This window comes from Pseudomonas sp. zfem005 (assembly GCF_032621735.1).
Classification (GTDB): domain Bacteria; phylum Pseudomonadota; class Gammaproteobacteria; order Pseudomonadales; family Pseudomonadaceae; genus Metapseudomonas; species Metapseudomonas solani.
This window is the reverse complement of sequence record NZ_JAVYJE010000005.1, coordinates 136,471-150,355: the sequence shown is the minus strand read 5'-3', so window position 1 is coordinate 150,355 and position 13,885 is coordinate 136,471. Positions and strand designations below refer to the sequence as shown.

The window sequence follows — 13,885 nt, the reverse complement described above, 5'->3', positions numbered from 1 at the left end:
CCGCCATGTACAGCGACCCGATCTTCGTCATCGCCAGCGCCCTCGCCGTCGCGGTGATCCTGGCCAGCGCCGCGACCCACAAGTTGCGCGCGCCGGCCCGGTTCCGCGACCAGGTGGAGGCCTACCAGCTGTTGCCGAAGGTGCTGCTCAAGCCCTTCGCCCGGCTGCTGCCGCTGCTGGAGGTGGCCCTGGCCTTCGCCCTGCTGGTGCCCGCCAGCCGCAGCGTCGCCGCCCTCGGCGCGGCCCTGCTGCTGGCCGCCTATGCCGGCGCCATCGGCCTGAACCTGTGGCGCGGCCGTCGCGACATCGATTGCGGCTGCTCCGGCCCGGACCAGTCCCAGCCCATCCGCCCGCAGTTGCTGCTGCGCAACGCGGTGCTGGTGGCCCTGGCGCTGGTCGCCACCCTCACCCCCGGCGCCCGTGAACTGGGCGCCTTCGACGGCTTCGTGGTGATCGCCGCGGCCGCCGTCGCCCTGCTCATCTATGCCGCGGCCGATGGCCTGCTGGCCAACAGCCCCCGTCTGCTCAAACTCATTGGAAGGTGAAATATGGAAGGCCTGATCGTTTCCAACATCCTGCTCTGGTGCCTGCTGCTCGCCCTGGCCTTCGCCGTGATGGGCCTGGTGCGCCAGATCGGCGTGCTCCATGCCCGCCTGGCCCCGGCCGGCGCGCTGATGATGGACAAGGGCGTCGCCGTCGGTGACGCCGCACCCAAGGTGACCGCCGCCGACCGCAGCGGCCGTCCGGTGAACTTCGGCTACGCCGGCGAGAAGAGCCAGCTGCTGTTCTTCCTCTCGCCCACCTGCCCCATCTGCAAATCGCTGCTGCCGGCCATCCGCTCCATCGCCAAGGAACAGGCCGACCGCCTGGAGGTGATCTACGTCAGCGATGGCGACATGGATGCCCAGGCCGCGCTGATCCGCGAGTTCAAGCTGGAAGACGCCACCTACGTGGTCGGCCCGGAAGTGGGCATGACCTACCAGATCGGCAAGCTTCCCTACGCCGCGCTGATCGACAAGGCCGGCACCCTGCGCGCCAAGGGCCTGGTCAATTCCCGCGAACACCTGGACAGCCTGTTCGAGACCGAGCACCTGGGCAGCGCGACCCTGCAGCAGTACCTGCACGCTGGCCATGCCCATGGCCACTCGCACTCCGCACAACAATAAGGAAGGGAGACTTCCATGAAACTGCTCGATCTCCTGTTCGAACGCTCCGCCCGGCACGTTGCCGACACCACCTCGCGGCGCAAGCTGCTGGCCCGCTTCAGCTCGCTGATGGTGGCCGGTGCCGCGCTGCCGGTGCTGCTGCCCATCGACCGCACCGCCAAGGCCCTGGCCGCCGAGGCGCCCCAGGCCGGCGACCCGGGCGACCCCACCAGCTGCGACTACTGGCGCTACTGCTCCATCGACGGTTTCCTGTGCAGCTGCTGCGGCGGCACCGTCACCTCCTGCCCGCCGGGCACCGAGGTGTCCCAGGTGACCTGGATCGGCACCTGCCGCAACCCGGCGGACGGCAAGGACTACATCATTTCCTACAACGACTGCTGCGGTAAGCACAGCTGCGCCCAGTGCGCCTGTACCCGCAACGACAGCGAGGAGCCGGCCTACCGTCCCTTCAACAACAACGACGTGAACTGGTGCCTGGCCGCCAAGTCGCACATCTACCACTGCACCATCTCGGTGATCCGCGGCGTGGCGATATGAACGGAGGGGTTGTCATGCGAGCACTGTTCATCGTCACGCTGGCCTGCGCCATGGCAGCCCCGCCGGCTTTCGCCCGGGCGATTCCCGACCCGCACCAGCGGGCCGCGCCCGGCAACGAGGCCGAGCAGAAGCCCATCTCCCAGGCGGGCTACAGCACCCCGGTGAACTACCAGCTGCAATGCGCCGGCTGCCACCTGGGCGACGGCACCGGCTCCAAGGCCAACGACACGCCACGGATGAAGGGCTTCGTCGGCAACTTCCTCAAGGTCAAGGGTGGTCGCGAGTTCCTCGTGCGCGTGCCGGGCATGTCCCAGTCCGCGCTCAACGACGCGCAACTGGCCGACCTGCTCAACTGGCTGATGCGCGAAGACGGCATGGCCGGCAAGAGCATGCCCGCCCGCTACGAGCCCTACAGCACCGAGGAAGTCAGCCGCCTGCGCAAGGTCAGCATGCTCAACCTGCCCGGCACCCGCGCCGAGCTGATCGAGCGGATGCGCGAACAGGGCATCCCCATCGAGGACGGCATGGACTACTGAGCGCCCTGCCCCCTTTCGAGCCCGCCTTCATGGCGGGCTTTTTATTGGGCTGCGATGGCCCATTGTGGGAGCCGATGGAGTGCCTGCCCACTCGCAGCCAGGTGCCGGCGGTGAGTCTTTCGCGGCTGAAGCCGCTCCCACAAGGAAAGCCCGCAGCGAGGCCGGACATCGTTGCGTTGGGCCTCGCTGCGCTCGGCGCCAACCTACATGCCCTGCCTGATCGACGGAGCCGACCGGGGCGTAGGGTGGATGGCGCTCTTTTCATCCACCAAGCGACCTTCCAGCCCGCACGCATGCCACGCCTCGTGGGAGCGAATTCATTCGCGATGGATCATCCGGCCATTCGAAGCCAAGTGCCGGCGGGGAGTCTTTCGCGGCTGAAGCCGCTCCCACAGGGAAAGCCCGCAGCGAGGCCGGACATCGCTGTGTTGGGCCTCGCTGCGCTCGGCGCCAACCTACGACGCCGGGCCGACCGTTGTGTAGGGTGGATGGCGCTCTTTTCATCCACCAAGCGACCTTCCAGCCCACACGCATGCCACGCCTCGTGGGAGCGAATTCATTCGCGATGGATCATCCGGCCATTCGAAGCCAAGTGCCGGCGGTGAGTCTTTCGCGGCTGAAGCCGCTCCCACAGGGAAAGCCCGCGGCGAGGCCGATGGGCGAATGAATTCGCCCCTACAGGTGCCATGTGGGGCATCGTGCCGGCGTACCCGACAATGCGCGCTAGACCAACAGGCTGAGCCAGGCGGAGGCCAGGAGCAGCAGGGCCATGGCCTGGTTGAAGCGCTTTTGCGCGGCGGCGCTGCGCCACAGGCGGGCGCTGCCGAAGCCGAGCAGTGCCCAGACGCCCATGCAGGGGATGGAGACCAGCAGGAAGGCCAGGGACAGCGTCACCACCCGCGCGGCCTTGTCGGCACCCTCCCCGGCGAATACGCCGACCACCGCCAGGGCCATCATCCACACCTTGGGGTTGACCAGCTGCAGGCCGATGGCGCCGGCCAGGCCGAGGCGCGTGCCGGGGTCGGCCGGGTCGTCCAGCGAGCGCGCCTCGCTGCGGAAGATCTGCCAGGCCAGCCAGCTCAGCCAGGCGATGCCGGCCCAGGCCATGGCCTGTTGCAGCATGGGGTGGCTGGCCAGCACCTCGCCCAGGCCCAGCCCCACCAGCAGCACGATGGCTGCGGCGGCGGAACAGGCGCCGAGGACGATGGGCAGCGCCGCGCCCAGGCCGAAGCGCGAGGCGTTGCTGAGCACCAGGATATTGGTGGGCCCGGGGGTGATGGAGGCGACGAAGGCGAACAGCAGGAAAGGCAGCAACTGTTCCATGGTCAGCCCCCGCAACGAGGGTGAAGAGAAAGGGAAACGGACATCGGCAAGGGCTCCTGTGAAGACGAGCCCCATGGTCACCGCCGTGCCCGACTCAGTCTGGAAGCTTTGAGCAGCGCTTGCGGTAATCCGCCGGGGTCAGCCGGTAGGCACGGCGGAACCAGCGCCCGAGGTGGCTCTGGTCGGCGAAGCCGAGGGCGCTGGCGACCTGCGCCGGCGTGTCGCCCCGGGCCAGCAGGGTGCGGGCACGGGCCAGGCGCAGCTGGATCAGGTAGGCATGGGGCGCCAGGCCGAAGGCGGCCTTGAAGGCGCGGGTGAGGCGGAAGCGGTCGACGCCGGTGGCGCGGGCCAGGTCGTCCAGGCCGATCTCCTCGTCCAGGTGCGCGTGCAGGTAGTCCCGCGCGCGCAGCGCCACCTGGGGCAGGCGTAGGTCCTGTTGCTGGCGCAGGCGCCAGTGCAGGTGCCCGGTCATCTTCGCCAGCAGATGGTCGATGGCGGCCTGGCGCAGCATGCGCACCTCGTTGCCATGCAGGGCGTGGAAGGCCTGCAGGGTGGCATGGGCCAGCGTCGGGTCGCGGGCCAGGGTGTCGGCGAAGCTCGGCTGGCAGCCGGCTGGCGCGTCCTCGAACAGCGCGTGCATCTCGCGCGCCACCCAGTGCGGGTCGAGGTAGAGCATGGAATAGGTGAAGCCGTCTGCGGTGGGCGCGTGGCCGTCGTGGATCTCGCCCGGCTCCAGCAGGAACACCTGCCCCGGTGTGCTGACGTTGCGCCGGCGCCGGCAGTTGAACTGCTGCACGCCCTGCTCGGTGACGCCCACCAGGTAGCTGTCGTGCCAATGGGGGTCGTAGGCGTGGCCCTGGAAATGGGCGCGGATGGTCTCGATGCCCGTGTCACCGTCCTGCGCGAGATCGATCCAGTTGCGGTTTTCCAAGGGGCTCTCCAAAGGCCAGGGTGCAAGCCTGCACCGGGCGCGGGTGAAAGGCCATTATCCGTCGTCGGAAAAACGCGTCTGGAAGATTTGTGCAGAAACGGCCCCTTTGCGGGGCCGCCCGTGGATCAGGACTTCTGGCTGTAGCTCTGGATCAGGTTGGCGTAGGCCGGCAGGTGGCCGCCGAGGATGCCGCCGAAGCCTTCGATGTCGTTGCGCCAATCACGGTGCAGCTCGCAGCCGACGCTGAACCAGTTCATCAGCTGGGCGCCGGCCTGGCTCATGCGGTCGAGGGCAGCGTCGCGCACCACCGGGTTGAAGGTGCCGGAGGCGTCGGTGACGACGAACACATCGAAGCCCTCCTCCAGCGCCGACAGGGTCGGGAACGCCACGCAGACGTCGGTCACCACGCCGGCGATGATCAGCTGCTTGCGGCCGGTGGCCTTCACCGCGTCGACGAAGTCGGCGTTGTCCCAGGCGTTGATCTGGCCGGGGCGCGGGATGTAGGGCGCATCCGGGAACAGGGCCTTGAGCTCCGGCACGATGGGGCCGTTGGGGCCGTTTTCGAAGCTGGTGGTGAGGATGGTCGGCAGGTTGAAGAACTTGGCGATGTCGGCCAGGGCCAGCACGTTGTTCTTGAACTCGTCGGGGGTGAAGTCGCGCACCAGCGACAGCAGGCCGGCCTGGTGGTCGACCAGCAGAACGACGGCGTTGTTCTTGTCGAGGCGGTTATAGCGGTAAGCCATGGCATTGCTCCTTGCTTCGGTTGGGCGCCGGCCTGGTGGGCCGGCGGAAGGGATTCGGGGTGGTCAGAAGGCGAAACAGGAGCAGCCGAAGGCGCCCCAGAAGCCCTGGAAGTCGCTCACCGGCACGCTGGAAAGGCGCGCCCGCTCATGGCTGTGGGCATGCACGCCGCACGGGCCGACGCATTGGTGCACCTGGGCCACCAGCGGCGCGCTGGGGCGCCAGTGGCCGGGCACCTTGGCCACCGGCGACCAGTCCGGCAGCACCGGCACGGTCGGCGGCGCCAGGTCGTCGAACTCGGCGGCGGCGTGCACCACCTTGCCGTCCACCACCGTGAGCACGGACTCGATCCACTTGATGGCCTCTTCCTCGACGCTGAAGAAGTCCGCCGAGAGCGCCACCAGGTCAGCCAGCTGGCCCACCTTGATCTGGCCCTTCTTGCCCTGCTCCGAGGAGAACCAGGCGCTGCCGTGGGTGAACAGCTCCAGCGCGGTGGCGCGGCTCAGGCCCTGGGGGTACAGCTCCAGGCCGCCGACGGTGCGGCCGCTGACCAGCCAGTAGAGCGAGGTCCAGGGGTTGTAGCTGGACACGCGGGTGGCGTCGGTGCCGGCGCCCACCGGCACGCCCTCGGCGAGCATGCGCTGGATCGGCGGGGTCTTCTCGGCGGCCTTGGAGCCGTAGCGCTCGACGAAGTATTCGCCCTGGAAGGCCATGCGGTCCTGGATGGCGATGCCGCCGCCCAGGGCGCGCACGCGCTCGATGTTCTTCGGCGTGATGGTCTCGGCGTGGTCGAAGAACCAGGGCAGGCCGTTGAAGGGGATGTCGCGGTTGATCTTCTCGAACACGTCGAGCATGCGCGAGATGGATTCGTCATAGGTGGCGTGCAGGCGGAAGGGCCAGCGCTGCTCCACCAGGTGACGCACCACCGGCTCCAGCTCCTGCTCCATGGTCTGCGGCAGGTCCGGGCGCGGTTCGAGGAAATCCTCGAAGTCGGCGGCGGAGAACACCAGCATCTCGCCGGCGCCGTTGTGCCGCAGGAAGTCGTTGCCCTGGCCGTATTTCACCGAGCCGGTCCAGCGCTTGAAGTCTTCCAGCTCTTCCTTGGGCTTCTGGGTGAACAGGTTGTAGGCGATGCGCACGGTGAGCTGGTCGGCCTTGGCCAGCTGCTCGATCACCTGGTAGTCCTCGGGGTAGTTCTGGTAGCCGCCGCCGGCGTCGATGGCGCTGGTGATGCCCAGGCGGTTGAGCTCGCGCATGAACTGGCGGGTGGAGTTGACCTGGTAGTCCAGCGGCAGCTTCGGCCCCTTGCTCAGGGTCGAGTAGAGGATCATCGCGTTGGGGCGGGCCACCAGCATGCCGGTGGGCTCGCCACGGCTGTCGCGGACGATCTCGCCGCCCGGCGGGTTGGGCGTGTCCTTGGTGTAGCCGACCACCTTGAGCGCGGCGCGGTTGAGCAGCGCGCGGTCGTAGAGGTGGAGCACGAACACCGGGGTATCCGGCGCGGCCTTGTTCAGCTCCTCGATGGTCGGCATGCGCTTCTCGGCGAACTGGAATTCGTTCCAGCCGCCGACCACGCGCACCCATTGCGGCGTGGGCGTGCGGTCGGCCTGGTCCTTGAGCATGCGCAGGGCATCGGCCAGGGACGGCACGCCCTCCCAGCGCAGCTCCAGGTTGTAGTTGAGGCCGCCACGGATGAGGTGCAGGTGCGAGTCGTTGAGGCCGGGGATGACGCTGCGCTTCTTCAGGTCGACGACGCGGGTGGCATCGCCGCGCAGGGCCATGGCCTCGGCATCGCTGCCGACGGCGATGAAGCGGCCGTCCTTGATGGCCACGGCCGTAGCGCTAGGGTTGTCGCGGTCCACCGTGTGCAGGCGGCCGTTGAAGAGGATGAGGTCGGCTTTCATGTCGGTTCCCGAAGTGGCGGCGAAAGAGGCGCCGGGCATGCCGGCGAAAGGCAGGGCGGACCAGAGCGCGCCCGCTGCACCCAGCAGGGAGCTGTTGGCGAGGAAGCTGCGGCGGCCCTGGTTGGTGTCGTCGTTGTCCATGGGGTTCTCCGGTCAGCGGGCGTTGAGCCAGCCGGCGAACAGCCGGGTGGCGCGGGGCATGAAGAGGTACACCACCAGCAGCACGATGCTGGCGGTGATCACCAGGTTGCTGCCCAGGTAGCTGCCCAGCCAGGGCAGGCGGGCGAAGGCCGGCTGCCAGAGCAGCGGCACCAGCAGGCTCAGCGGCAGGATCACCAGGAAGGTGACGCAGGCCTGCTTCCAGCGCGGCGGCTGGGGCGCATCCGGTGCTTGCGGGGTGAACCAGAATTCGCGCTCGTCCTGCACCTCGATGCGGTCACCGTCGGCCAGCAGCGGCTCGGCTTCGGCGATCAGCGCGCGGCGCTCGGTGGAATCCAGCCAGTCCTGCAGCTGCCCGGTGCTGGCGAAGCGCAGCACGCAGGTGAACAGCGCCAGGCCGGCCTCGTGGCCGCGCATCACGTCGATGCCCAGGTGGCCCGGGTAGCCCCGTGCAGTGGTGATGGTGCGGCGCAGCCAGGCTTCGTAAGCGGCCTCGCTGCCCGCGCGGATACGGTGGCGTACCAGCAGGGTGACGACTTCCCGCGTGAGTTCATCGGGCATGTCCAGCTCCTGTCCAGGGGTTGAGCGCCGGCGGCCGGCGCCGGGAAATTCAGCGTAGCAGCGCGGTTGCGCCGTACCCGCCGAAGCGCGACACGGGCCCTGTGAATGGGCCGGCGCCGGCGAGCCATTGCAGGTGCCAACAGCGAGTCCCGCAGCGTTGATCGACGACCATGGTGCCGCGCCGGGCCAGGGGTTACTTGTATGCATGTGCTGGCTTGGCGCCGATGTGCGCTGGTGATGACCAAAGCGTCTATTCCGGCACCTCCAGGGGCTTTCGAGCGGCGCGTGCTGGGCCAGAGTGCACCGCCGTGATCGCCCCTCTTGCGCCGGGCGCGTGCCAGCGAGATGCTTGCGCGCCCCGCCATCGCCACCGCCCCGAGGCCCCGCGAATGCCCGACCTGCTGCAGAACTACCCGCTGATCTTCGGCGTCGCCCTGGTGCTCATCGACCTGGTCCTCTGGCGCCTGCTGCCGGCCAATCCGCCGGCCTGGCGGGTGCTGGCACGCCTGGGGCTATTCCTCGCCTACAGCGCGCTGATCATCGGTGCCGGGCTCAGCCCGCTGCTGCCACCGCCCGGTGCCGACACCGCCCAGGCGCTGACCGCCACGGTGCTGGAGATTGTCTGGTGGCTGTACTGCGCACGCACCCTCACCGTGGTGCTGGGCCTGCTGCTGATCTCGCGCAACGGCCACACCGGGCGCCTGCTGCAGGACGTGATGGGCGCGGTGATCTTCCTCGTGGCCATAGTCGCCGCCGCCGGCTATGTGATGCAGCTGCCGGTCAAGGGCCTGCTGGCCACCTCCGGCGCCATGGCGATCATCGTCGGCCTGGCGTTGCAAAGCACCATGGCGGACGTGTTCTCCGGGATCATCCTCAACACCACCAAGCCCTATCAGCTGGATGACTGGATCTCCATCGACGGCACCGAGGGCAAGGTCATCGAGATCGACTGGCGCGCCACCCACCTGCTCACCGGCCAGGGCAGCACGGCGGTGATCCCCAACTCGGTGGCGGCCAAGGCGAAGATCATCAACAGCAGCCGCCCCAACGACGCCCACGGGGTCGCCATCAGCCTGGAAGTGCCGGCCAGCGTGCGCCCGCGACGGGTGCTGGATGCCCTGGAGAAGACCCTGCAGGGCTGCAGCGCGCTGCTCAGTTCCCCTGCACCGAAAGTCTCGATCAAGAGCGCCGGCGCCTCGGTCAATGTCTACGAGGCCAGCGGCTTCATCGGCCCGAAGACCAGCAAGGTGGAAGTGCGCAACCTGATGTTCGACCTCGCCCACCGCCACCTGGAGGCCAGCGGCGTGGTGTGGAACGCCGACGCCCTGCCCCAGCCGCGCCAGCGCCTGCTGCTGGACGAGGTGAAGATCTTCCGTGCCCTGGGCAACGAGGAGAAGGACCTGATCGCCCAGGCCATGGAGGCCCGCGACTACCTGGCCGGCCAGGTGGTGCTCAACGTCGGCGAGGTGGCCGAGCACCTGCTGGTGATCGGCACCGGCGTGGTCTCGGCGGCGGTGCCCGACGGCGACGCCTGGGTCGAGGCCGGGCGCATGGGCCCGGGCGAGATCATGGGCGAGGAAGGCATCATCGATGACACGCCCTCCCGGGCCCGCTTCACAGCCCTCACCTCCTGCCGCCTGTACCGCATCGACCGCGACAACATCCGCACCTGCCTGGAGCAGCGCAGCGAAATCCGCACCGCGCTCAACCGCCTGCATGCCTTCCGCGAGCAGGCCAGCCACTCCCTGCTGCTGCAAAAGCCCACCGCCCTGCGCAAGGGTGGCTTCCTGCAGTGGTTGCGCAAGCCGTAGACCGGGCGCTGCACGTCGCCCGTAGGATGGGTAGAGCACAGCGAAACCCATCAGGCGAAGTTGCAGGACGCCCTGCAAATCGCAACACGAATACCGGCCACGCGGGTTTCACCCGCCCTACGTTCTGCAGTGGTTGCGCAAGCCGTAGAGCGGATGCCTGGCATTCCCGGGCTGAAGCCCGGGCTACAAGCTGAACCGCGAAATGCCCACGTCGCCCGTAGGATGGGTAGAGCACAGCGAAACCCATCAGGCGAAGTTGCAGGACGCCCCGCAAATCGCAACACGAATACCGGCCACGCGGGTTTCACCCGCCCTACGTTCTGCCCCTGTCGGCGCCGCGAATCACCTATGGATTCGCGCCCGCCGTGCAAATTGATGGGTTTCGCGTAGCTCTACCCATCCTACGAATTAGCCAAGCTTTTCTACACTCCAGACAGGAACCCTTCCCGCCTGGAGGAGATGGCCATGCGAATCGGCGTGCCCAGGGAGATCAAGAACCACGAATACCGTGTGGGGCTGACCCCGCAATCGGTCGCGGAGCTGCACCGGCTCGGCCACGAGGTGTGGATCGAGACCCACGCCGGTGCCGGTATCGGTTTCAGCGACGCCGATTACCAGGAGGCCGGCGCGCATATCGCCGCCAGCGCCGACGAGCTCTTCTACACCGCGCAGTTGCTGGTGAAGGTCAAGGAGCCCCTGGCCACCGAACGTTCGCGGCTGCGCTCGGACCAGACGCTGTTCACCTACCTGCACCTGGCCCCCGACCGGCCGCAGACCGAGGAACTGATGGCCTCGGGCGCCACCTGTATCGCCTATGAGACGGTCACCGACCACCTCGGCCGCCTGCCCCTGCTGGCGCCGATGTCCGAAGTGGCCGGGCGCATGTCCATCCAGGCCGGCGCCAGCTGCCTGGAGAAGGCTCGTGGCGGGCGCGGCGTGCTGCTCGGCGGCGTGCCCGGGGTGGCCCCGGGCAAGGTGGTGGTGCTGGGCGCCGGGGTGGTCGGCAGCCACGCGGTGGCCATGGCCGTGGGGATGGGTGCCGACGTTACCGTGCTGGACCGCAGCGTCGATGCCCTGCGCCGCCTGGACACCCTCTACGGCAACCGCATCGTCACCCTCTGTTCCACCCACGCGGCCCTGCGCGAGCAGGTGCTGGGCGCCGACCTGGTGATAGGCGGCGTACTGGTGCCCGGTGCCGCCGCGCCGAAACTGATCACCGCCGAGATGGTGGCACTGATGGCCGAAGGCGCGGTGCTGGTGGATGTCGCCATCGACCAGGGCGGCTGCGCGGAAACCTCCCACGCCACCACCCACGCGGCGCCCACCTACAAGGTCGACGGCGTGGTGCACTACTGCGTGGCCAACATGCCCGGTGCCGTGGCACGCACCGCGACCCTGGCGCTGAACAACGCCACCCTGCCCTTCGTCATCGCCCTGGCCAACAAGGGCACGTACAAGGCCCTGGCGGACGACGCGCACCTGCGCAACGGCCTCAACGTCGCCCATGGCCGCCTGGCCATTGCCGGCGTCGCCGAAGCCCACAACCTGCCCTGGACGGCGCCGGCGGAGCTGCTGAAGGACCTGGCGAAGCACGCCTAGGCCGCGGACGGGTAGCACCCGGTTGCACCCATCCGTCCGCGTTGCGCTGTAAATATGACCGAGGGGGATTCACCCGTCACAACCAAAATGACATCATGCGCGCCACCCGGCGCCATGCGTTCCCGTGTCGGGCCGATCGGCGATGGAATGCCCGCAGATACAACGCCCGCAACCCGGGCTCATGTCCCTTAGCGCCACGGCGCCCGGACCCTTCTCCGCGTCCTGCGGAACCCTCACAGCGTCCAGCCAAGGCCCGCTTCGTGCGTCGGCCCGGCCCTGGCTGTGTTCGCGGCCAGACGGCGACCCCGTACTCCGCGCTGTAACGACTATCCCGCAGCCTGGCAAAACCCGGCTGTCGATAACAGGCACACCCGCTGCCAGAACACGTGGATACCCTTGCGATGCCCAAAAACCTGAAGTTCAGCCACAAGATCCTCCTGGCAGCGTCCCTGGTGATGATCACCGCCTTCGCCTGCTTCGTGCTGTTCAACGATTACCGCCAGCGCCAGACCCTGCGCACCGACGTGCACAACTCCCTGCAGGACCTCGGCGCCCTCACCACCAGCAACATCAAGAACTGGCTCGAAGGCCGCATCCAGCTGCTCGATTCCCTCGGGCAGCAGGTCGCTGCCAATGGCACCGAGAAGGAACAACTGGCCCGCTCCATCGGCCTGCCGGTGTATGGCCAGCGCTTCCAGCTCAGCTACTTCGGCGGTGAAGACGGCCTGATGTTCTCGGTGCCGGCCGGCAATCGCCCGTCCGACTACGACCCGCGCCAGCGTGGCTGGTACAAGGCTGCCAGCGCCGCCCAGGGCACCATTCTCACCGAGCCCTACATCGCCGCTTCCTCGGGCAAGCTGGTGATCACCATCGCCACCCCGGTGCGCGTCGATGGCCGCTTCGTCGGCGTCGCCGGTGCCGACATGGACCTGGACAGCATCACCCGCCTGATCAACTCGCTGAACTTCAAGGGCAACGGCCACGCCTTCCTGGTCAGCGCCCAAGGCAAGGTACTGCTGCACCCGCAGAACCAGTACATCCTCAAGAACCTCAGCGACCTCTACCCCGGCGCCGCCCCGGTGATCCGCCCGGGCGTTTCCGAGATCGACGTGGACGGCCGCACCCAGTTCATCTCCTTCACCCCCATCGAGGGCGTGCCGTCCACCGACTGGTACATCGCCCTGGTGCTGGACCAGGACGCTGCCTTCTCCATGCTCGGCGAGTTCCGCACCTCGGCCATCATCGCCACCCTCATCGCGGTGGTCGTGACCTTCTTCCTGCTGGGCATGCTGATCCGCGTGCTGATGCAGCCGCTGCTGGTGATGGGCCGCGCCATGGGTGACATCGCCGAGGGCGAAGGCGACCTGACCCGCCGCCTGGACGTGCACTCCCAGGACGAGTTCGGCGAGCTGGCCCAGGCCTTCAACCGCTTCGTGTCGCGTATCCACGCGTCGATCCGCGAGGTGTCCTCGGCCACCATCCAGGTCAACGAAGTGGCCAAGCTGGTGGTCAACGCCTCCAACTCCTCGATGCACAACTCCGACGAGCAGGCCCAGCGCACCAACAGCGTCGCCGCCGCGATCAACGAACTGGGCGCCGCTGCCCAGGAGATCGCCCGCAACGCCGCCGATGCCTCGCACCAGGCCTCCGACGCCCGCGAACTGGCCGAGGAAGGCAAGCAGGTGGTGGGCAAGACGCTGACCGCCATGCACGAGCTGTCCACCAAGATCAGTGCCTCCAGCACCCAGATCGAAACCCTGGCCGGTAAGACGGTGAACATCGGCCAGATCCTCGACGTGATCAAAGGCATCTCCGAGCAGACCAACCTGCTGGCGCTCAACGCCGCCATCGAAGCGGCCCGCGCCGGTGAAGCCGGTCGTGGCTTCGCCGTGGTCGCCGACGAGGTGCGCAACCTGGCCCACCGCACCCAGGAGTCGGCGCAGGAAATCCACAAGATGATCGAAGAGCTGCAGGTCGGCTCCCGTGAAGCGGTGGGCACCATGACCGAGAGCCAGCGCTACAGCCAGCAGAGCGTGGAAATCGCCAACCTGGCCGGCGAGCGCCTCTCCAGCGTGACCCAGCGCATCGGCGAGATCGACGGCATGAACCAGTCCGTGGCCACCGCCACCGAGGAGCAAACCTCGGTGGTCGAAGCCCTGAACATGGACATCACCGAGATCAACACCCTCAACCAGGAAGGCGTGGAAAACCTCCAGGCCACCCTGCGCGCCTGCGCCGACCTGGAGCAACAGGCCGAACGCCTGAAGCACCTGGTAGGCAGCTTCCGCATCTGACGCAGACGACGGATGAACAACGGCCCCGCACATGCGGGGCCGTTTGCATTCAGGGGTAACCACGTCGGGTTGCACCCGACCTACATCCGACGCTCAACCTGTGGGAATTCATTCGCGATGGGAGTAGCCGGCAGTACCGTCGGTGCAGTCCTGCAACCTCGCCTGGTGGAGGTAAAAAACGACCTCCACATCCCGGGATGCGTCTGTGCTGACTGGGAGTGACGGTTCGGGTGGACGACGCTTCACCCGTCCACCATTCGCAGCACGGCGCGGCACCGCTGGTGGAGGTAAAAAGCGACCTCCACCCTACGCCCGGCAAAGCT

12 protein-coding genes and 1 pseudogene are annotated in these 13,885 nt (G+C 67.9%); 8 read left to right on the top strand and 5 right to left on the bottom strand.

Annotated elements, in window-relative coordinates; genetic code table 11:
* The first annotated feature begins 5 nt into the window (after positions 1–5).
* The 4 genes from RTW82_RS12935 to RTW82_RS12920 are packed head-to-tail and all read left to right on the top strand — an operon-like array spanning position 6 to position 2,239.
* Positions 6–545, top strand: coding sequence for a MauE/DoxX family redox-associated membrane protein (locus tag RTW82_RS12935; RefSeq protein ID WP_316925315.1), 540 nt, complete (start codon positions 6–8; stop codon positions 543–545).
* 3 nt (positions 546–548) lie between these two features.
* On the top strand, positions 549–1,166 hold the full coding sequence (gene mauD / locus RTW82_RS12930; RefSeq protein ID WP_021217249.1) for a methylamine dehydrogenase accessory protein MauD: 618 nt from the start codon (positions 549–551) through the stop codon (positions 1,164–1,166).
* A 15-nt stretch (positions 1,167–1,181) separates the two neighbouring features.
* Entirely contained in the window at positions 1,182–1,703 is a 522-nt protein-coding gene (locus RTW82_RS12925) for a methylamine dehydrogenase light chain (RefSeq protein ID WP_316925314.1), read from the top strand.
* A 14-nt stretch (positions 1,704–1,717) separates the two neighbouring features.
* Entirely contained in the window at positions 1,718–2,239 is a 522-nt protein-coding gene (locus RTW82_RS12920) for a cytochrome C (RefSeq protein ID WP_316925313.1), read from the top strand.
* Between the two features lie 723 nt (positions 2,240–2,962).
* On the opposite strand, the gene RTW82_RS12915 is transcribed toward RTW82_RS12920, so the two are convergent.
* The 5 genes from RTW82_RS12915 to RTW82_RS12895 form a co-directional block, all read right to left on the bottom strand.
* A complete protein-coding gene (locus RTW82_RS12915; protein ID WP_316925312.1) occupies positions 2,963–3,562 on the bottom strand; it encodes a LysE family translocator in 600 nt (199 codons plus the stop codon).
* Positions 3,563–3,656: 94 nt separating this feature from the next.
* Positions 3,657–4,493 carry an AraC family transcriptional regulator gene (locus tag RTW82_RS12910; RefSeq protein WP_316925311.1) on the bottom strand — a complete coding sequence of 279 codons (837 nt, stop codon included), beginning with the start codon at positions 4,491–4,493 and terminating at the stop codon, positions 3,657–3,659.
* A gap of 125 nt (positions 4,494–4,618) precedes the next feature.
* A complete protein-coding gene (gene ycaC, locus RTW82_RS12905; RefSeq protein WP_316925310.1) occupies positions 4,619–5,236 on the bottom strand; it encodes an isochorismate family cysteine hydrolase YcaC in 618 nt (205 codons plus the stop codon).
* A 63-nt stretch (positions 5,237–5,299) separates the two neighbouring features.
* Entirely contained in the window at positions 5,300–7,138 is a 1,839-nt protein-coding gene (locus tag RTW82_RS12900; protein ID WP_316925501.1) for an amidohydrolase, read from the bottom strand.
* Between the two features lie 153 nt (positions 7,139–7,291).
* On the bottom strand, positions 7,292–7,858 hold the full coding sequence (locus RTW82_RS12895) for an antibiotic biosynthesis monooxygenase (protein ID WP_021217256.1): 567 nt from the start codon (positions 7,856–7,858) through the stop codon (positions 7,292–7,294).
* A 389-nt stretch (positions 7,859–8,247) separates the two neighbouring features.
* Between RTW82_RS12895 and RTW82_RS12890 the strand changes: the two genes are divergently transcribed.
* The 4 genes and pseudogenes from RTW82_RS12890 to RTW82_RS32150 all read left to right on the top strand — a co-directional run bounded on the left by RTW82_RS12890 (position 8,248) and on the right by RTW82_RS32150 (position 13,562).
* Positions 8,248–9,669: a mechanosensitive ion channel domain-containing protein gene (locus RTW82_RS12890; RefSeq protein ID WP_263404636.1), complete on the top strand. Its 1,422-nt coding sequence runs from the start codon at positions 8,248–8,250 to the stop codon at positions 9,667–9,669.
* A 465-nt stretch (positions 9,670–10,134) separates the two neighbouring features.
* Positions 10,135–11,268: an alanine dehydrogenase gene (gene ald / locus RTW82_RS12885; protein WP_021217258.1), complete on the top strand. Its 1,134-nt coding sequence runs from the start codon at positions 10,135–10,137 to the stop codon at positions 11,266–11,268.
* A 401-nt stretch (positions 11,269–11,669) separates the two neighbouring features.
* A pseudogene (locus tag RTW82_RS32155) lies at positions 11,670–12,704 on the top strand (cache domain-containing protein); the annotation flags it as partial.
* A 93-nt stretch (positions 12,705–12,797) separates the two neighbouring features.
* A complete protein-coding gene (locus tag RTW82_RS32150; RefSeq protein WP_410478798.1) occupies positions 12,798–13,562 on the top strand; it encodes a methyl-accepting chemotaxis protein in 765 nt (254 codons plus the stop codon).
* Positions 13,563–13,885 lie beyond the last annotated feature (323 nt).